Annotated in this window: 10 protein-coding genes; 4 read left to right on the top strand and 6 right to left on the bottom strand. The window is 46.2% G+C overall.

The window, feature by feature from the left end; translation table 11 throughout:
- Positions 1-85 precede the first annotated feature (85 nt).
- Positions 86-2,542, bottom strand: coding sequence for a zinc-dependent metalloprotease (locus tag P0M28_RS16055; RefSeq protein WP_302203468.1), 2,457 nt, complete (start codon positions 2,540-2,542; stop codon positions 86-88).
- Positions 2,543-2,760: 218 nt separating this feature from the next.
- Positions 2,761-5,091 carry a TonB-dependent receptor gene (locus P0M28_RS16050; RefSeq protein ID WP_302203467.1) on the bottom strand — a complete coding sequence of 777 codons (2,331 nt, stop codon included), beginning with the start codon at positions 5,089-5,091 and terminating at the stop codon, positions 2,761-2,763.
- Positions 5,092-5,318: 227 nt separating this feature from the next.
- Between P0M28_RS16050 and P0M28_RS16045 the strand changes: the two genes are divergently transcribed.
- Positions 5,319-6,227 (top strand): SMP-30/gluconolactonase/LRE family protein, encoded by a 909-nt coding sequence (locus P0M28_RS16045; RefSeq protein ID WP_302203466.1) that lies wholly within the window; start codon positions 5,319-5,321, stop codon positions 6,225-6,227.
- A gap of 34 nt (positions 6,228-6,261) precedes the next feature.
- Here P0M28_RS16045 and P0M28_RS16040 read toward each other — a convergent pair whose 3' ends face one another.
- Positions 6,262-6,789 (bottom strand): DinB family protein, encoded by a 528-nt coding sequence (locus tag P0M28_RS16040; protein WP_302203465.1) that lies wholly within the window; start codon positions 6,787-6,789, stop codon positions 6,262-6,264.
- A gap of 245 nt (positions 6,790-7,034) precedes the next feature.
- Complete coding sequence (locus tag P0M28_RS16035) at positions 7,035-8,060, bottom strand: threonine aldolase family protein (protein ID WP_302203464.1); 1,026 nt, start codon at positions 8,058-8,060, stop codon at positions 7,035-7,037.
- A gap of 186 nt (positions 8,061-8,246) precedes the next feature.
- Here P0M28_RS16035 and P0M28_RS16030 point away from each other — a divergent pair, with 186 nt between their 5' ends.
- The 3 genes from P0M28_RS16030 to P0M28_RS16020 are packed head-to-tail and all read left to right on the top strand — an operon-like array spanning position 8,247 to position 10,638.
- Positions 8,247-8,813, top strand: a complete 567-nt coding sequence (locus tag P0M28_RS16030; RefSeq protein ID WP_302203463.1) for an RNA polymerase sigma factor — start codon at positions 8,247-8,249, stop codon at positions 8,811-8,813.
- A 2-nt stretch (positions 8,814-8,815) separates the two neighbouring features.
- Positions 8,816-9,520 (top strand): hypothetical protein, encoded by a 705-nt coding sequence (locus P0M28_RS16025; protein WP_302203462.1) that lies wholly within the window; start codon positions 8,816-8,818, stop codon positions 9,518-9,520.
- Between the two features lie 41 nt (positions 9,521-9,561).
- Positions 9,562-10,638, top strand: coding sequence for a hypothetical protein (locus P0M28_RS16020; protein WP_302203461.1), 1,077 nt, complete (start codon positions 9,562-9,564; stop codon positions 10,636-10,638).
- Here P0M28_RS16020 and P0M28_RS16015 read toward each other — a convergent pair.
- Positions 10,635-11,690: a PorP/SprF family type IX secretion system membrane protein gene (locus P0M28_RS16015; protein WP_302203460.1), complete on the bottom strand. Its 1,056-nt coding sequence runs from the start codon at positions 11,688-11,690 to the stop codon at positions 10,635-10,637. The genes P0M28_RS16020 and P0M28_RS16015 overlap by 4 nt on opposite strands.
- A gap of 13 nt (positions 11,691-11,703) precedes the next feature.
- The gene (locus P0M28_RS16010) at positions 11,704-15,867 is read right to left on the bottom strand and encodes a PKD domain-containing protein (protein ID WP_302203459.1); all 4,164 of its coding nucleotides are present in this window, start codon (positions 15,865-15,867) and stop codon (positions 11,704-11,706) included.
- Positions 15,868-16,179: the final 312 nt, after the last annotated feature.

The raw sequence follows: 16,179 nt of genomic DNA, 5'->3' as shown, positions 1-16,179 counted from the left end.
GATTAGGTTAGAGGTTAGAAGATTGCAAGGCTTGAGAATTATTTATTAATCATCATTGATTAGTCGTTATTCGTCAAACTTCCGACTATGAATTCTCAGGATTCAGAATTTGCTCAATCCGCTGTTGCACATCCTGTAGATGATAACGCGATAAATTATCACGTTGTCTGCTTAGCCCCGGCCGCACACTTTGTTGCAGATTGTTCAGCGTAGCCCGGGTCACGGCTTTAATGTCAGTCTGGTCGTACTGCTGATCTTTTAATTTCATAAGCTGCTTCATCTTATCCAGATATGCTCGCTGTAAATTACGACGGTAAGGGTCAATCGCTTCGCCGGTAGCAAGTTCCGCCCAGATGCCTTCGCGGGTATCTTCAAATAAATCGAGTACCGTGTAGGTTTCCTGCGGGGAAGTTGCTTGTGTTTCAATCAACCGGTTGAGGCGATCTGCCTCAAACAGTCGGTTGAGCGTGCTTACCTGAAAAGAGCGAAGTCGCTCTAAGGTACCAACTCCCTCAAACTGCTGGGTAATTTCTGGGTTAATCAGCCAACTCGGCGTTTGGAAAAGTTGTTCATTTAGAAATGCTACTGCGGCCGCTTGCTTCTCTCTCTCAACCGGACTGAATACCGTGCCCTCCTCATCGTAGGTTTTCCGGTATTCATATACTCCTCCTACGTTGGTTCCTACGTGGCGCATATAACGGCCGAGCTGAGCCAGTACTTGGCCATAGAGTTCCTCCAACTGATCGTAATCTTCTCCTTCTTGGTTAGACCATTCCAAAATTTTCGGTAGAATCCGCTTGAGATTGGCAATCCCGTACTCGCTAGCCTTTACGGCATCATCGCCCAAATCTTCTGTCTGAGAAGTGGGATCATCAGGGTTGTAACGCTGCGGTCCATAGCGATAAATTGGATCATCAGCCCGTTCTTTAATCCATTCATTTAAGATTTTATGTTCTTCTTCGGGCGAATCAGCATCTAGCAGAGGTGTGTAACCGTACTTAATTGACCAGAGATCGTAAGGGCCCACCTGAGGGTTTAGCCCCACGTCGCCATCTCCGGGTTGGGCAATGTAGTTGAAGCGGGCATAATCCATAATAGAGGGAGCTGTTCCCATTTTTTTAGTGAAGGTAGGAGAACGTAAAGAATCTACCGGATACGCCACGCTGGAACCCATATTGTGGGGAAGCCCTAACGTATGCCCCACTTCATGCGCTGCTACGAAGCGAATAAGCTCGCCCATTACCTCATCTTTAAATTTCACCCTGCGAGCTTCGGGATTAATAGCAGCCGTTTGTACCAGATACCAGTTGCGTAGCAGCCTCATAATATTGTGGTACCAGAGTATATCGCTCTCCAGAATCTCCCCGGTGCGAGGGTCGTGTACGTGTGGTCCCTGGGCATTCTGAATATCGGTAGTGATATAGCGGATCACCGAGTAACGAACATCTTCGGGACTCCATTCGGGATCTTCCTCGGGGGTGGGTGGTTCTTTGGCGATAATGGCATTCTTAAATCCGGCCGCTTCAAAAGCGGGCTGCCAGTCTTCAATGCCCTGCTTAAGATAATCCCGCCACTTACGCGGGGTAGCCGGGTCTATGTAGTAAACAATGGGTTTAATCGGTTCTACCAATTCGCCCCGGCGAAAAGCAGCCGTATCGTTGGGTTCTAACCGCCAGCGGGTAATGTAGCGTCGCTGAGCAGCCCGTTGTTCGTCCAAGCTGTAGTTGGTTTGCTGAATTGAAAAATACCCGACCCGACCATCGTACAGCCGAGGTTCCATCGGGTCAGCCGGAAGCAAGACAAACGACTGGTTCATTTCTACCGAGAGGGTATTGGTTAGAATGTTGGCGGGTAGTTTGTTACCGTTGTAGGTAAGTACGTGCCGTATTTCTACATTCTGAGGGAAACTCCGGGCTGAAGTAATCAAACTACGTTCCTGATCTAGCCCTTTAATCTCAAAGTCTTCCCGCTGCTGATCAGTCAGTGCGCCAATCATAGCAATATCTTTCGTAAATAGAGAATTAACATCAATTACGTAAGCCGTAGTATCATCATTATAAGCCTTAATATCAAATGCCATGATGACTGGCTCAAAGTTGTTATTGCGAACCGACTGGTAGATGGGGTCTTCAAAGCTGGCTACACTATTGTAGGAAACTGATCGAAGCAAGATTTTATCGTCCATCTTTTGCCAGCGAAGCACCTGCTGCGGACGGCTCTTCATTCCGGCTCCACCAAAGTTCAATCCTTTCACGTGTCCGGAAATCCGACTGACAACCAGCATTTCTTGGTCTAGTAGCGAATCAGCTAGCTCGAAATAGTATTTTCCTTCTACCTTATGTACTGAAAACAATCCGGTGTCGGTTTCCGCTTCATCCGTAATTATTTCGGAATACGGCTTGATAGGGGAATCTTTAGATTTTTTGGAAGTTTCCTCTTCCTGATTTTTCTTCTTCTTTTTGCGCTGAGCCTGAAGGTCGGGGGAATAAATGAGGGTCAAAGCTAACAGCATCCCCGCTAGTAATTTGGTCAAGTTGTGCATAGTATCTGAAAATTGGTATCGGGCTCTAGGGATTGGTACTTAATGTTCTAATTATGACAAGAACTCCGGCAGTTATAAATTCCTAAAACCTACATTTTCCGGCAATATACTAAGTCGGGTTTGATAATCAGTGATGAACAAGACAAACTCCTAAAATCGGTGGCAGGACTGTCAGGTTCAACACAGTCGCTTGGGTTGATTGCTATCCAATTCAACTGTTAGAATGTATAGCTGTAGGTAACGTACACTTGGCGAGAGTCACGCTTGTAGACGAAGTATTGGCGAAACTCGTCGGTTAAAGCTTCGCTGCCAAATTGATACGTATTGAAAATATCGCGGATGCTCAGACTCACCTGGCTTTTATCGTTGAATTTTCGCTGAAAACTCAGGTCGGCATAGTAGCGGGCATCATCAAAGCCTTGGGCTTCGGCTTCGGGAGCTTCGTAGTTACCAACCAGTTGCATGTTGATGTCAGCCGGAAGCGCAAAACTACTGGTAAACTTAGCATTCCAGGCAAAGGCATCGTTGGTAAAATCACTATCCAGATTGGTTCCGTCGATGAGAGCGCGAAAGAAAGATATGCTTCCGTTGATGTCCCACCAATCGTTAATCTGACTGGTGGTAATAAGTTCCAGTCCGTAGACTGTGCCACTAGCTAGGTTCTCTGGTCGGCGGGTGGATACTCCATTTTCGTCTACGTTGACCAGCCAATCTACCAAGCCGTTGGTACGACGGTAAAATAGGTTAGAAGTTAAATCGGTTCTAGGTAAAGTCATCTTATGCCCCAGTTCCAGCGACTGAATATACTCCGGCTGCAGAGCTGGGTTACCCAAGCGAACGTTCAACGTATCGGCAATATCGGGGAATGGGTTGAGACGCCAAGAGCTGGGCCGGTCAATACGGCGGCTGTAGGTAAACTTGAAGGTATGCTGATCGTTCAGCTTGTACAGTGCCTTAGCACTGGGAAAAATATCTAAGTACCGTTGATCGTTTTCCTCTCCGGTGGTTTCCAACTCGGTATCAATACGGGTATATTCCAGGCGACTTCCGGCGGACAGCTCCCAGTTGCCTAACGTTTGACCGTAGATTCCGTAGGCAGCGTACACTTGTTCGCCGTACAAAAAGCGGTTGCTCACCTCCAAATCATTCACCCACTCTTCAGTAGCCGGGTCTACGTTCTCAAAGATAAAGTCCGAATCAGACGAACGCAAAATGGTTTTGGCCCCGACTTCCAACTTATTGTTGTTATCAAACGGACGAGTGTAGTCTAACTGTCCGACCGAAACGTGGCTACGACCATCGTCAGTTGCCCGCTGTCGGCTAGGTAGTATCTCCGAGTCATCTAGGGAAGTAGTAGTCGCATCCTGGGTTTCGTAACCGTTGCGGTAGGAGTGACTGACAGATATTCTTAAGTCTTGCCCTTTGCGCTGGTACTGTCGTTGGTAGGTTAAGGCGTTGTCTATGGCAAAATCCTCCCCGGTTTCCGTATTATCTCGCACATTGTACAGTAATTGTTCGCCCCGGGCATTGGTCAGGCGGCTGGTAGTTACCTCGCTATCGTTTTCGCCTTCTATCTCTAGCACTCCTTCGTAACTAAGCGTACTGTTTGGGAAGTAGTAATCGAGGCCATAGTTGATGGTATGACTCTCTTCAAAACGATCGATGTCCCGCTCCTGACGCAGCGTTTGGGGATCGTTGCCGAAGGTTTCGCGGATGACTGAACTACGGGCAATACCGGGCGAACGGCGATAATTATAACCGCCAAAAGCGTTGGTCTTTTCCCCCTGCCGATTAATGCGGGCCGAAGCATTCACCCGGTAACGGTTGCCCAGGGTAAGCTCCATTTTACCGTGCGTACCCGGTTGGCTGCCTTTTTTCAACTGAATGTTGATAACCCCACCGGTACCTTCGGCATCGTACTTGGCATTGGGGTTGGTAATAATATTGATGTTCTTGATGGCACTGGCGGGCAGTTGCGCTAAATCGCTAGCGATTGCGGAGTTGCGCCCATTGATTAAAATATTAGGTGAGTTACTACCCCGAATGGTTATTCCCCCGTCTTGCCCCACAATAATTGAGGGAGTATTCCGTAAAACGTCCAAGGCACTTCCACCCAAGTTAGACAGATTTTGCTCCGGTCGTACTACCATTCCCTCTAGCGTAGTTTCTACTGGTTTGGAAACTGCTTTGCCTTTCACCACTACTTCGTCTAATTCTTGTACTGATCGGCTCATCTCAATAGTACCCAATTCTATGGGCTGAGTAGCCTCTAGTCCCGATATTTCATAAGCTTGGTACCCAACAAACTTTATCTCCAGATTGTACTTTCCGGCAGGAACATTCTGTAGAAAAAACTTACCCTTCACATTGGAGATTGCTCCTTGCAGTACGCTTTCTTCGTCTTCCGGGTACAGGGCAACATTGGCAAATGAGACTGGTTCTCCCGATTCACCATCAACAATGCTACCACTGATCTGATGTTGCGCTTGGGCTTGCGTAACTAGTAGACCTAATAAACTAAAGATTAAAAAATATTTATATAAAGACATTTTTGGTTTATGTTTAACTATTACCTTACTTTTCTTAAACGATTATAATTACAATAGTCTACCAAGTTCAAATGTTTTGGGTAATGAAATTATTAGACCTATCGCCACTTTCCCTCGACGAACGGTGGGGTTACTAATCTATCAGTCAAGATCAGTCGGAGGCTAGGTAAGAAATTGTAATTAACTTACCTTATATTTATCGCACTACTACCAAAAACCATTTCACTGTGCGAAGCCTGCTGCTACTTGCCTCTTTTACTTTTCTGATTTTTTATAAGTCTTTTACCCAATCTAACCCAAAGCCGATAAGCGAATTAATCGCTGACGGTGCTACGTTGCAGCAAGTATCTTCCAAGTTTACATTTACCGAAGGTCCCACTGCCGACCAGCAGGGAAACGTATACTTCACCGATCAGCCCAACGATCAGATTATGAAGTGGTCTACGGATGGCACGCTTTCCGTATTTATGAAGGGTGCCGGACGGGCCAATGGCCTGTACTTTGACCCAGAAGGCCGCCTATTGGCTTGTGCCGATGAACAGAATGAACTGTGGCGAATAGATGAAAATAAGGAAGTAACCATACTGGTTGATAACTACCGAGGTAAGAAACTCAACGGACCCAACGATGTATGGGCGCACCCCAACGGAGGAATTTACTTTACCGATCCCTTCTACAAGCGAGATTACTGGGAGCGGAATGAAAAAGAAATTGAGCAAGAAAACGTGTACTACTTACCACCCAATCAGTCGGAACTGACGGTTGCGGCTACTGACTTAGTGCGTCCCAACGGAATTGTAGGTACGGCTGATGGTAATCTACTGTACGTAGCGGATATTAATGATAGCAAAACCTACCGCTACCAGATTAAAGCTGACGGCAACATTGGCAATCGCCAGCTATTTGTGGAAATGGGATCGGATGGAATGACGCTGGATGAGCGGGGAAACCTTTACTTAACCGGAAAAGAAGGCGTGACCGTATTCAATCCTCAGGGTGAGCAGATTGAGCAGATTCCGGTGCCCGAAGGTTGGACGGCCAATGTTTGCTTCGGCGGGAAAGACCGTAAAAAACTTTTCATCACCGCCATGAAATCCTTGTATATATTAGATATGAAGGTGCGAGGGATGAAATAAACTAAAATGGATGGAACATCACAGTTGCTCAAAATCATTCTACTCCCTGAGCCGACTTCCACCAACCATTCCTCTTTCTGATGTATACAATTTGGCCGGTATGGTAGGCCATGTGCGAGAGCATACTGGCAATCTCGGAGCCTCCGTCTTTTAATTGCTGCTCCGTAGCCTGCGCCACTGCTTGTTCCCACTGTATTTGAACGCTATCTAGTCTATTTATCGCTTCTTTCCAGTCCACATTATCTAGCTTAGTAAAGGTAGATTCATTGTCACCGTTAAAGCTCAGGGCAGGCTCGCCCCGATAAGCCCTTAGTATCTTCTCATTCCAAAAAAGCACGTGTGAGAGCAATTCCCGAATGGAGTGCGTACCAACACTATCTTTCCAGTCGGCTTGCTCCGCAGTCAGTCCAGTAACCGCCGTACGCAGAGGTACGTACCAGTCAGCAGTGGTATGATTGTTTTTAACTTCTTCCAGCAAAATTGTTTTAGTCAGGCTGGTCTCTGATTGATTGGTACAACTTATTAGTAAGAGACAGCAGTAAATAACGGCAATCGATTTCATGGTGTAGGTTTAGTTAATGTCAAATCCACCTTCTAACTCGCGATTTGTATTCTAGCTACTCGTGATCGAGTAGCTGATTCATCACTTTCTCGAAGTATGAATCTCCGTATTCTGCTACTTTTAAAAAATGGTAAGTCGTTTACAACCATTTTTGGCAAACCAGAGTCAATACAATAAGATCGTGTAAGTGTTCTTTTGGCAGAAAATACTTTCTGCCGGAGAACCTGTACCAGACCGGCAGTTGGCTATGCGGATTGTCGGTTTACTTTTTTTAGTACGTCAGCTACTGCGCCCAGTTGCTCATCCGAAAAATCCAGATGCGTAACAAAGCGAACATCCTTCTTTCCAAACGGAACCGCCCGGACTCCCTGCGCTTCTAACTGAGCGAGAAACTGTGCAGGGTCAACATCTCGTAAAGTAGCAATCACGATGTTGGTCTCTACCGGAAGCACCGAATCTACGTAACTATGCGCTTGCAAGGCTTCAGCCAATAGTTTTGCTCGCCGATGATCTTCTGCCAACCGCCCTATATGATGGTCTAGGGCGTAGATGCCCGCTGCCGCTAAGTAACCCGCTTGTCGCATTCCCCCACCCAATACTTTTCGAACCCGCCGGGCTTGCTTAATCAGCTCCCGGCTACCAACCAACACTGACCCCACCGGAGCACCCAATCCTTTAGATAGGCAAACTGAAATAGAAGTAAAGTGCTTACCGTATTCGGCCGGATTATCACCGGTAGCCACCAACGCATTAAACACCCGCGCCCCATCCAGGTGCAGAGCCAGCGAGTGCTTCTGGCAAACGTTCGCAATCAATTCAATTTGATTTAGAGGGTAACAAGCTCCCCCCCCCTTGTTCATCGTATTTTCCAGTGCAACCAAACTGGTAGGTGGAAAGTGAATATCGTCTGGGTTAATATTAGCTTCAACCATTTCAGCACTAAGGATACCTCGCTCACCTGATAACAGCCGTACCGATACCATAGAGTTGTAGGCAAGACCACCGCCTTCGTACAGATAAACGTGGGCGTTACGGTCGCAGATTACTTCCTGCTGGGGTTGAGTCTGCACCCGAATTGCAATCTGGTTGGTCATGGTACCCGAGGGGCAAAACAAGCCTGCTTCCATGCCAAAAATACGGGCGGTCTTCTTTTCTAACCTCTGCACCGTGGGGTCTTCCCCAAAAACATCGTCGCCTACTTCGGCCTGCATCATGACTTCCAGCATAGCCGGAGTTGGGCGGGTTACGGTATCGCTGCGTAGATCAATCATATTTCTTAGGTGTTATAGTACGAAGGGTTAGAGTGTTAACGGGTTTTGAGTTCTGAGTTTGGAGTTGTCTTGACAAAGTGGGTAGACTCAGAACTGCTAATTTAACTACAGATGCGAAAAAATGTAAATTGCTACGCAACCAACTTTCAACTTGCTGCATCTTACCGGTGAAATGCCCGATTACTTATGGGATTAAACATCTACCAAAGCCGAACCTTGGACACACTCGTTGACGGATTACGTAAGAACGATAACCGTTCGCAGAAAGCGGTGTACGAGCGATTTTCGCCCGTTATGTTTTCGGTAAGCTTGCGCTACGTGAAAGATTACGATAGTGCTCAGGATGTTTTGCTCAAAAGTTTTATGAAAGTGTTTGACAACATTCGGCAGTATACTGGGCAAGGTAGTTTTGAAGGCTGGGTGCGCCGCATTGTGGTGAACGAAGCGCTTATGTACTTACGCAAGCACAAAAATATGTCGGTAGAAGTAGATATTGAAGAGGCGAAGGATACGGCAGCCACTACGTACGACCACCTGGAGGCAGAAGAATTGCTAAGTTTGGTGCAGCAGTTGCCCGTAGGCTACCGCACCGTTTTTAACCTTTACGCTATTGAAGGCTACACTCACGCCGAAATTGCCGAAAAACTAAACATCAGCGAGGGCACTTCTAAGTCGCAACTAAGCCGGGCCAAGCAGTTACTACGGCAAATGCTTGATCGCATTGACCCGTCTTATCAAGATCAAATCGGATAATTATGAACGATATAGAAAAATTATTTAAAGAAAAGCTGTCCCAGCATCCGGTAGCCCCACCACCGGGAGTTTGGGAAAAGCTCGAGCGAACCCAAGTGCAGAAAAAGAAGAAAGGGGCTTGGTGGTGGATGGCGGCATCAGTAGTTTTTTTACTGTTAGCCGGAGTGACCTTTGTATTTACTCAGCAGCCTACCACTACGAATGATACTGTCGCGATAGAACTGCCTAAAGTAGGCTCAGAAACACTGGAGACAGTTACGGCTAAGATGCCCAAACCGTTGCCCAAAAATTTACCAAAAGTAATTGAACCTACCCCGGTAGCTGAAACACGATTAGCGACTACCGTAATTACTCAAAAAACAGACCCCGAAGAAAGTACAGCAGAAATAGTTCAGCGACTAGCGAGTATAGACAAGGTTAAAACTACTTCTCCCCAGGAACCTCAGTATACGGTAAACCAATTACCCGAGACTGATCTGATTGCTGACGCTTCGGCTCGAGCGAAAACAGCCGTAACTATTATTTACAAATCAGGCAAGGCCGATGAAAGTGTAGAAGAAGAACCTAAGAAACCACTTAGAAAAGCTATTGCTTTTTTAGCTGATATAAAATATGGCGGAGTAGGCTTTTCGGAGCTACGCTCGGCTAAATCTGAGATTATTTCCAAAGCCTTTACCAACAAACGAGAACCAATGGCTGGTGAGTAGCCGAAGCCAGTATTCATTAACCAACTTAAACTTTAATTCTTATGAAAGCGATATTCAGCATTTTGCTGACCCTAACCAGCTATGCCCTAGGAACCACCATTCTTTTGGCCAATCCTACTGCTCAAGACACTATTATCATTCGCTTAGGCAGCGGGGAAGAGGTGATGATTATCTCCGAAGGTGGTAATGAAGTTGAACTACTTCAGCAGTTCGATATGAACGCTATACTGCGTGACTTAGAGCATACGGAAGATACGGCATCAGACGGAAAAGTTTATATTGAGATACAAGACCAAACCGGAGAGAAGTATGACTTTGAAGAAGATGAACGAAGCTTATCATTAGAAGAAAAATTAGAACGGCTCGAGGACAGAATGAGGCGGATAGGTCGGTCGTCGTCTAGCGATGCAATGACTTCTTCTTCCAACTCGAATAGTAATTCTTCTTCTGACCGCTCTCGTAGACGTCGCTCCGGTACTTCTACTACTATGATGTTCGATTTTGGTCTGAACAATTATTTGAATAACGGAAATTTCCCTGACGATACGGATGAACTATACGCGGTAAAGCCACTGGTTGCTTGGAACATTGCGCTAGGGATTACCAACACCACGCATCTGGCCGGGCCACTGTATTTGGAGTGGGGCGGTAACGTAAACTGGTACAACTTTAAGTTCCAAAACGACCGCACTCGCATGATTAAGACTGACGATGGAGTAGATTTTGTTGAAGACCTTGATGTTGTTGACCCTCGCAAGAGTAAGTTCGTCGTACCCTACCTGAATGCCCAGTTTGTACCCATGTTTCAATTTGGTCGAGCGAGGCGAGATGGTTGGTTCCCGTTAGATCGTGATGAAGATTCTGGTTTTCGGATCGGTATGGGTGGTTATGCCGGATACCGAATTGGCAGTCGCCATAAAAACGTGTTCGTAGAAGACAATGATCGGGAGCGGGTAAAGAACCGGGTTAACTACTTCGTAAACAACTGGCGTTACGGAGTACGGTTCCAGCTAGGGTTTCGTAGCTTTGACTTTTACGCAAATTACGACCTGAACGAACTTTTCGTAGAAGGCAAGGGGCCAGAACTGAACGCCTTTAGCTTTGGAATTATGTTCTAGGGCTTCCATAAATAATTGGGCATAAAGGCCGGACAAGGGTTTTGTTTTACCTTTCGGCTTACTTTACCGGGCTTGGCCTTGGTTGAAAACTGAAGAGCCAACGATATTTCGTGAGAGCCACCTGAAGAAGCCGGACCCAGCTTAGAAACTGTAAGATCGTAGCTGTACCCAAACGAAAAACCATTGATAGATACCCCGAAAGCCACCGCTAATGCATCGTGATTAATGGTTCGAGGCATATCCTGCTGAATAGGTAAGCCTCGGTACCAAACGCCCAGCATAAGCATCCGGTAGAAATAACTCAACCCCACGTCTAGCTGATTAAACCTTCCTTGCTGACGGTACTGAAACGAAGGGTTAATACTGGAAGCCATACGGTTACGAAACGGCCCCAGATCAATCGGAATTTTGTAACCAGCGTGAACGGAAAACCGCATGGGTAGCATACTTTCCTCTTCTAACACAGACTGGTTAGGCCGGTTGAGATGATGAACTGCAACTCCACCCCAGAATCGCTTGTTGTAAACCAGCACTCCCGTAGCGAAATCGAAGTGATTGACATTTTCCAGGTTTCGCAAAGCCGGATCGGTGCTGGGAGCGTTAGGATTACCAAACTGTAATTGGTCAGCAAAAACCAGCTTAGAATAATCTAAGCTCTGCATAGTGTAACCAACCTGCAACGAGGGCACGGCCTGTAAGCCATTCGTAATTGGAATGCGGTAGGAATACGTTGCTCCAATGCTGGTCGACTGCAAGCTAGCCGTTCCGGCCCGATCATTTACTGCAATCAATCCAACACTGCTGGGTGAATCTTTAATGTTGTAATCGTAAGAAAATGCGTAGGTCACAAAAGCTCTAGGTAAGCTCGACCAGTGATTACGATAGTTAATGGCCGCCCGATGCTGACGGGTAGCTCCGGTAAATGCCGGATTCAGGTAAATAGGAGCCGAGTAGTATTGGGTAAACTGAGGGTCTTGCGCCCGTAGTTCTCCCAAACTTAGTATCAGTAATAGCAAAAACGTAAAAAATCTCAACATAACTTTCTTATTCATACCCACCACCATCTTATCTAAGTAGTGTTACATCACCTACTACCGTTCGTGTGCCACCATCACTAAACTTAAGTTTTACCTTGTAGACGTAGGCATCTTTCGGACACAACCTCCCCTTGTAGTAGCCATTCCAGCCCTGCGTTTTGTCAAAGCTCTCAAACATCAATTCTCCCCAACGATTATAAATCATCATATGAAACTCCGTTACTCCCTCAAATACCGGGAGAAAAATATCATTCTGCCCATTAGGACCTACCACTTCGGAGTTGCTCGGACCAAAGGGGCTGGGAGTAAACGCATTGGGCACCTGCACAGTACCACCCTCTTCAATCAGCACCGCTGATTCTACTACTATGGTATCCAAGCAGCCCTGGTTAGACTCAGCAACCAATGTGATGTCATAACTACCGGTTGTTTCGTAGGTATGATTCGGATTAGTCTCGGTAGAGGTAACCCCATCGCCGAAGTCCCAGTAATAATTCTCAGCTCCCAGGCTTAGATTAATGAAATAGATCGGTTCACCTAAGAAAGCTTTGTCGGGGCGCAGATTAAAGAACGCCCGGGGAGTTTCGTAAACTTCTACGCTAAATTCCTTTCTCTCCACCACCGTAACACCGGCACTGTTGCTGGCCTCCAGGGTAACGGTGTAGAAGCCAGGTTCGTAGTAGGTGTACACCGGATTGGCTTCGGTAGAGCGGCCTTCTCCCTCTCCAAAGCTCCATCGGTAACTATCGGCTTCGGCGTAGCGACTCAGATTACGGAACTGTACCGTAAGCGGTCGGCAACCTTTGGGTGGTTCGTAAGAGAAATCTACTTCGGGCACTAGTGGCTCAATAATAATTTCCTTCACCAATGTATCCACACAGCCTAAAGCATTCTGGGCAATCAGGGTAATGTCGTACCGTCCGGTATCGGCGTACTGGTGAGTAGGCTCTTCTAGCGTAGAAGTAGTTCCGTCGCCAAAATCCCAGAAGTAAGTATCGGATCGCTGACTTAGGTTGGTAAAGAAAATATCTTCATTACGAATGTAGCGTTGAGCTAAACGAGGCCTGAAATCAGCCTTTGGTCCTTGCGATAGGTCAACGATGATTGTTTTTTCTTCCCGAACTACTACTCCCAGCTCATTACTAGCTTGCAGGGAAATTGCGTAGACGCCCGATAGCTCGTACGTATGAACCGGATTCCATTCGGTAGAAATAGTACCATCGCCAAAATCCCAGAGGATCGTACTGCTATCGGCGTACATGGTAGTGTTGGTAAACGTAACTTCCAGCGGAAGACAACCTTCGATAGTGGTATAACTAAAATCTACTCGAGGTAATGTTTGGTTGACAATCACCAGGGCCGAATCTTCTTCAAAGCAGTATTGACCAGTGGCTCTCAGCTTAATCATATACTCACCGGGAGCGGTGTAGGTATGCGTTCCGGGGTTAGCTTCATTAGAAACAGTGCTGTCGCCAAAATCCCACGCATATGCCCAACTACCGGGATTGGTGGTATTGGTGATAGAAACCGTAGTATTCGGAATCTCCAGCAAAGTTGGATCTACCGTAAATGAAGCATTAATATCTTCCCGAGGGTCAATATTAATAATTGCTTCAGTAGTATCACTCTCGCAGCCATTTCCGCCGTTGATGGTTTTCAGGGTAATATTGACCGGGTAGCTCAAATTCTTCTTCTCAAAAGTAACCAGTAATCGGTCAGCGGTATAACTGGGGTTTTTGAGTGGGGGCGGACTAACCGTCCACTGGTAGAACAGTCCTTTTTGCTGGGCGTCTAGCTCGTAGGTAACAACGTCGCAATCGGCCTCTACAAACGTAGTATCAAAAGCAGAAGAGGGGGCGGGAAACACCTGAACCAGTTCTTCGTAAGGCGCAAAGCACTTGGTAGCCGACGTAGGCTGCAAGCGTACTCGGTACTGCTTGATTGTAGTAGCATCGTTTGTAATGGTGTAGCTGAATTGGGCAGTCGCAGCCGGAATTGTATAAGTATCCAGTACTGATGAGTCAGATTCATTCAAAACTGTCCATACATAATTATCAGCTCCTAATGATTGGGTAGCCGCAGTTACCTCAAACTCGAAGGTATGCGGCGAACAGTTCGTGCTAACGCCCGAAGCATTAGTAATAATGTATTCGGAAGGTGGGCTAGCAAATACGGTAATGGTATCTCGCTGACTTACCGCATCGCAGCCATTGGTTGCATCTACTTCCAACCATACTTCATACTGCTGGTTAGCAAAGCTAGTCAAGGTATTCTCAAAAAGTAGCTCGGTAGTATCAGCTAGGGGGAGCGAAGTGACTGTCTCCGCAAAGGGTGGCGAAGTAATATCCTTGATATACCACCTATAATCATCTACCCCGCCTGGCTGGTTGACTAGCAATGTATCTACTGCGAAAGCAACCGTCAGTGGCCCACAGCCTTCGGTAACGCTGGGGGTGAAAGAAGCGTAAGGCGATGGATTCACAGTGATAGGCAACGTAACTACATCGGAGCACAATCCCTCTCGGGTAGTTACCCGGTGGTGAACCTGATAAGTGCCCGCCACTGGGAATAAATGCTTAAACGGCCCTTCGCCGCTGGTTTCAAACGTACCATCGTCGTCCAAATCCCACTCGTACAAATCAATTTCGTCACCATTAACTACGGTAGGAAGGGTAGCGGTGCTTTCTAATAGCACGCTATCGGACTGACAACCGGCGGTAAACGTAAAATTAGCCGTAGGTGGAGCGTAGATGTGGACATAAGCGGTATCGCGGGTTTCACAATCTACCCCAGTAGCCGAAGCGATCAATTCAGCCATGTAGGTACCCGGATTAGTGATAGAAACTTCCAAGCTATCAGGAGCTGTATCACCATTTGTAGTTTGAGCTACGACTCCGGTTTCGTCAAAGAAATTCCACGTCCACTCCGAAGTAGCCGGATCAAAGTTGGTTGAAATATCCTTAAATTTAACATCTACAGCCACCGGAGATACCGGATCGTAGCAGAGTGGAGGAAGCGGGGCACCGTTAAGATCAGACACGGCGATAGCCGCGTTGGCGGTTTCTACAACAGTGATAACCTTCTCAAAGCTACCTCCGCAATTACCTACCGAATTATTATCGGTTACGGTTAATCGGATTAATTTATCGCCAGGGTTGTTAAAAACTTGTCTGGAATTACGATTGGTTGATGTTCTAAGTAGTGAAGTTCCGGTAGCATCATCGTAGTATTCCCACAGGTAGCTAAAATCAGCATCGGTGATAGCCGGAGTCAAATCTTGGAAATAAACGGTGTCTCCTGCACAAAATTCGGTTTGTATTGGCCCTGAATTATTAGACAATCTTGTGTTGAAGTCAGGATTTGACTTTTCTACTACAACTATCTGAGCTTGAGTCTCAATAAAGGCACTATCGCCATTTATTAAATCACCCAATGTTGGGTTCAGATAGTCACCATCAGTCGTATCAGCATCGTAAGGATTACAAACATTCCAGTTGCGTAGAGTCACTTCAAACTGATCGCCAACAGCACTTCCGAAAACAGTAATTGGATCACTCTGAGAAGTAGATGTTTCAATAGGTCCGGGTAAGACTTCTACATTACCCGCAAAGTCGTACGTGCGTATTACACCGTCTACCTGTGCGTTAGGAATACGACTAGCGGGGTTACCCGTACCGTAAATCCACTGTACCCAGCGTACTGCATTGTTCACCCGATCATTTTCACCTGAGTTAGGAACACAGTTCCAGATACTATTATCATCAAATTGCACTATTGCTGTCTCACCTACACATACTCGATATAAAACAGGGTCAATACGAGGAATTCCCCCATTATCTTCGTCTGTATCCCACACGGTAACACTTTGGCTTTGTGTTGAGTTGGTGCATAATGAGCCATCGATTTGAATATGAACTGAAGGCTCATAATTACACTCTATCCCCCCTTCAGGATAAAGATGAGTCTGTACTGCTTCGTACCGCCCGCTACCAACATCTACAGCCGGAACAGTAACAAGAGGTGAACCATCTCCCCAATCATACACTAATTCTACTGTAGTAGGACTTCCCAGTACCGTATACCATACCCGCCACTCAAAATTATGAGGAGCACATAAACGGGGCGGGCTTTCTACGTTGTTTCCCGGATTGGAATACGTAGCGCATTGCGCCCACCCTTGCTGACTTACCATAAGTATGGCGAAAAAAATGCTAGTGGATATATATACTATGTAGAGCTTCTTAATCATAAAAACTGTATTTCCTGTTACTATCTACTATTCAAAGAGTAGATCATGGAAATTCTTTTGTTACTATAATACAAAAATTAAGCCCTGGGTTGCCAGAGCGAAATATGGTATTTGTAAGAAGGTAGAAGGATAGGAAAGTGGATAGAATGTAAGCAAAAATCGGGTTATTCTGGCTATTCTGGCAATTTGACAGAAATTTTATGTAACTATTCCTTAATAAAGCTCTAATTAAATAGTACAAATCTAATATGCCAG

Source organism: Tunicatimonas pelagia, assembly GCF_030506325.1.
GTDB lineage: Bacteria > Bacteroidota > Bacteroidia > Cytophagales > Cyclobacteriaceae > Tunicatimonas > Tunicatimonas pelagia.
This window is presented reverse-complemented; position numbering and strand designations above follow the sequence as displayed.